Annotated in this window: 3 protein-coding genes; all 3 read left to right on the top strand. The window is 60.7% G+C overall.

The features are described from left to right. The first annotated feature begins 172 nt into the window (after nt 1–172). The 3 genes from ACLP2E_RS02615 to ACLP2E_RS02605 are packed head-to-tail and all read left to right on the top strand — an operon-like array spanning nt 173 to nt 3,928. Nucleotides 173–1,624 (top strand): Shedu immune nuclease family protein, encoded by a 1,452-nt coding sequence (locus tag ACLP2E_RS02615; RefSeq protein ID WP_442465072.1) that lies wholly within the window; start codon nt 173–175, stop codon nt 1,622–1,624. Next, nucleotides 1,617–2,465 carry an HAD family hydrolase gene (locus ACLP2E_RS02610; RefSeq protein WP_442465071.1) on the top strand — a complete coding sequence of 283 codons (849 nt, stop codon included), beginning with the start codon at nt 1,617–1,619 and terminating at the stop codon, nt 2,463–2,465. Before ACLP2E_RS02615 ends, ACLP2E_RS02610 begins: the two co-directional genes overlap by 8 nt. Next, nucleotides 2,462–3,928, top strand: coding sequence for a type I restriction endonuclease (locus ACLP2E_RS02605; protein WP_442465070.1), 1,467 nt, complete (start codon nt 2,462–2,464; stop codon nt 3,926–3,928). Before ACLP2E_RS02610 ends, ACLP2E_RS02605 begins: the two co-directional genes overlap by 4 nt. Nucleotides 3,929–4,010: the final 82 nt, after the last annotated feature.

Below are 4,010 nucleotides of genomic sequence, written 5' to 3'. Positions count from 1 at the left end.
GGTCTCATCCCCAACATGCCCGAGCCCCGCCTCCGACCCCTCCTCATCAGATTCGGAGAAATGATCAATCAAAACAGTCTCCTAGCATGCGCCCTAATAGCTGCCGAAAAATGAGGGGATTCATGAGGAAGATGCTGACAGGCGAATGGCGCGTGAAGGTGGAGGCCGGCTGATGGCGCTTAGCTTCCGGCAGCATGATCCGGTGCGCGATGGCGTCCTCGAGGTCGAGGAGCATCATCCGAACTTCGTCGAGGTCTATTTCGTACCGCCGGAGCACAGTCTGCTCGCGGCCAGTCTCGACCCGACGCAGGCGAAGAGCTATCGGACCAAGCTGCTGGACATCAACGGGCAGCACAGGTTTTTGACAATCCATCCGATCAGCACGTTCGGAGACAAGTCTGATTTCCTGAAACCGAAATATGGCCGGATCGAGCGGATCACGCTCGATGGCACGGACATCGTCTTCCCCGGCGGCGACGATGGCGGCGTGCCGACGACGCCCGAAGGCGTGCTGGAAGTGCTGGAAGAACTGCCCCCCGCCTTCACCAAGGACTACGCCTACGGGCTCGGCCTGGCGAAGCCGTACCGATTCATCATCGATGCGGTGGAAGAACTGTCGGACTGTACCGAGATTGTGATCACAAGCGACCATCCCACTGGCCCCGACCAGCAGAACAGTCAGTTTTTCTACATCGCGAAGAAAGACTTCGAGCAGGCGCGACGCGCCATGAACAGCATCGACAGCCTTTCCCAGTCCGCCGTCCGCGCGGTCAAGGAGACCACGGCCTACAACATTCTGGCAGAGCGGCTCGGTATGCCGACGCAGAATCCGAAGGCGGGCCGTCATCCCTATCGAAAGCTTTTCACCGCGGTGGCGCAGGGCCAGGAGGAACTGTCCGAGGAGGATCAGAACGCTGTCATCAGAGCGCTCAGCAGTCATGCCGCCAGCATAGCCGAAGTGCAACCGGAGAAACTCGCGAAGCTGCGCGGTGACATCGAGCTTGTGACTCTGGAAGCATTGATCAAGCGATATGAGGAGATGCTGGGCGAGAAACTCGTCGAGGGCCGCTGGCAGGCATTCTTCAACGAAAATCCGTTTATTCTGAACATGGCCTTTGGCTATCCCGTCATCAAGGTTCGGGATCAGGCTTCGGTCGGCGGTCGGAAGCTGTCAGGCGACGGCGAGAAAATCACGGATTTTCTGGTCAAAAACAGCCTGACCAACAATACGGCCATCTTCGAAATCAAGACCCCGCAGACCGCGATCCTCAACAAGACGCCGTTTCGCGAAGGTGTTTTCACGCCATCGGCCGACCTCTCGGGATCGATCAATCAGGCGTTAGATCAAAAATATCACTTTCAAAAGCAGGTTGCCCAGATCAAGGACAATACGCGACTTTACGATCTTGAGTCTTATGCCGTGCATTGCTGTCTTGTCATCGGCAAGACGCCCGAAGGCGATGACCAAAAGAAATCGTTCGAACTGTTCCGGAGGAACTCCAAAGACGTGGAGGTCGTGACATTCGATGAGCTGCTCGAGAAGCTCAAGCAGCTCAGCGTCTTTCTGCGGGCTACTGAAGAGCCTGCCACACTTCAAGAATTGAAAGGCGATGCCAATGGCTAAGAAGCACATCGAGATGGCGATCGCCTACGATTTCGACGGCACGCTCGCCGACGGCAACATGCAGGAACACCAGTTCCTGCCGGAAATCGCCATCGCGCCCGCCGACTTCTGGGCCGAGGTCAAGCGCGTCACCAGGGAGCAGCAGGCGGACGAGGTCCTCGTCTACATGAACCTCATGCTGCGGAAAGCCGACGCGGCCCGCGTTCCGGTGCGGCGCGAAGACTTCAAGGCGCGTGGACGCGCGATCCAGCTCTTTGAAGGGGTGGAGGACTGGTTCGACCGGATCGACGCCTACGGTCGTGACAGGGGCGTCCGTATCGAAAATTTCGTCATTTCGTCGGGCAACGCCGAAATTCTTGCCGGCACGCCGATCGCGTCCAAGTTCCAACAGATCTACGCGTCAAAATTCATGTTCGACCAGAACGGCGTCGCCGCCTGGCCGGCGCTCGCGGTGAACTACACCACAAAGACCCAATACCTTTTCCGAATCAACAAGGGCGCCCACGACCTCGCCGACAACGCCAGGGTAAATGAGTTCGTCGAGAAACGTGACCGGCCCATCCCGTTCGAGAACATGGTGTTCATCGGCGACGGATCGAGCGACATCCCCTGTTTCCGTCTCGTCAAGGAGCAGGGCGGGCTGTCGATCGCCGTCTACAAGCCGAGGGCCAAAGGCGCCTTGTGCAAGGCGAACAAGTACCTCGAGGACGGCCGCGTTCACGCGGTCGCGCCCGCCAACTACTCGGCCGGCGACAAGCTCGACCAGATCATCAAGGCGCACATCGACGCTGTCGCGGCGCGCTCCGCGTTGCGGAACCTGCTCGCCGATGAGGCGCCATGACCTTCGACGCCGCCGAGAAGCACCAGTCGCAGATCCCCGCCTTGCAACTGCTCGTGGCTCTGGGCTTCGAGCCGCTCTCGCAGGAGCGGGCGCTCGGGCTGCGCGGCGGGCGGATGCGGAATGTCGTGCTTGACGACGTGCTGGCCGACGCGCTTCTGCGCATCAACAGGTTCACCTATCGCGGCAAGGAGTACCCGTTCGACCTCGCTGATGCCCACGAGGCGATCCGCCGGCTGAAGCCCACACCCGACAAGCTCAAGGGCATCAGGGGGACGAACCAGGACATCTACGACACGCTGGTGCTCGGCACGACGATCACGAAGACGATCGACGGCGACAGCAAGAGCTATTCGTTTCGCTTCGTCGACTGGGAGGAGCCGCGAAACAACGCCTTCCACGTCACGGCCGAATGCGCGGTCGAACGAACGGGAAGCACGCAAACCAAACGCTGCGACATAGTCGCCTTCGTCAACGGCGTTCCCGTCCTCGTCATCGAGAACAAGCGCCCTACCGAAAGCCTGAAGAAGGCGGGAAGCCAGCTCATCGGCTACCAGGGCGAGGATAACATCCCGCAGCTCTTCCACTTCGCCCAACTGCTCATGACGATGAACCGGCAGGAGGCGCGTTACGCCACGATCGGCACGCCCCAGAAGTTCTGGCAGGCGTGGCGCGACGAGGAGGACAAGGACGAAGCAATCGAGCCGCTCGCCAACTGCGCCTTGAGTGGGGCCGAACGGGACGCGCTGTTCTCCGGCGACCTCGCCTCCGCGCGTCCGTTCTTCGACTCGCTCGCCGCAAAAGGCCCGCGCGCCGTCACCGCGCAGGACCGCACGCTATACGCTCTGAGCCGGCCCGAGCGGCTGCTCGATCTCATCCGTCGCTACACCGTTTTCGACAGGGGCGCGCGAAAAGTCTGCCGCCACCAACAGTTCTTCGGCATTCGCCGGGCGCTCGAACGGCTGAAGCAGTTCGACATCCATGGCGTGCGCAAGGGCGGCGTGATCTGGCACACGCAGGGCTCGGGAAAGTCCCTGACGATGGTGATGCTGGGCAAGGCGCTGGCGCTCGACACAACCATCGTCAACCCCCGCATCGTCATCGTCACCGATCGCGATGACCTCGACAAGCAGATCAAAGGCACGTTCAAGGCCTGCGACATGGAGCCGATCCGCGCGACCAGCGGCGCGCACCTGTGCGACCTCATCCACGAACGCAAGCCGCTCGTCACGACCATCATCAACAAGTTCGACGGCGCCCTGCGCAGCCGGGAGTTGATCGACACCGACCGCAACCTGTTCGTTCTTGTCGACGAGAGCCACCGGACCCAGACGGGCCGCTTCGGGGGCCACAGCCAGTTCGCCGGCAAGATGCGGTGTCAATGGTCATCGAAGGGGGACCCCGGGTTTGCATTGAATAGGGGCTCTGACGCACTTTTGATGACGCTCGTCACGTTACGCCGATGACGCGCGCTTGGAGGAGATCGAGTTTTCCTCGCCCATACATCTGGCGCTTGACCAGCTTGAGCTTGCAGATCTGGCCTTCGGC

It is taken from the genome of Rhodoblastus sp. (genome assembly GCF_052145335.1).
In the GTDB taxonomy this organism is placed as follows: Bacteria; Pseudomonadota; Alphaproteobacteria; order Rhizobiales; family Beijerinckiaceae; genus Rhodoblastus.
Note: the sequence above shows the minus strand (reverse complement) of the source record. Positions and strands in the feature narration are given on the sequence as shown.

What these genes read in the sequence shown, in the direction of transcription:
- ACLP2E_RS02615 (WP_442465072.1), top strand. Translation starts at nt 173, where the DNA reads ATGGCGCTTAGCTTCCGGCAGCATGATCCGGTGCGCGATGGCGTCCTC.
- ACLP2E_RS02610 (WP_442465071.1), top strand. Translation starts at nt 1,617, where the DNA reads ATGGCTAAGAAGCACATCGAGATGGCGATCGCCTACGATTTCGACGGC.
- ACLP2E_RS02605 (WP_442465070.1), top strand. Translation starts at nt 2,462, where the DNA reads ATGACCTTCGACGCCGCCGAGAAGCACCAGTCGCAGATCCCCGCCTTG.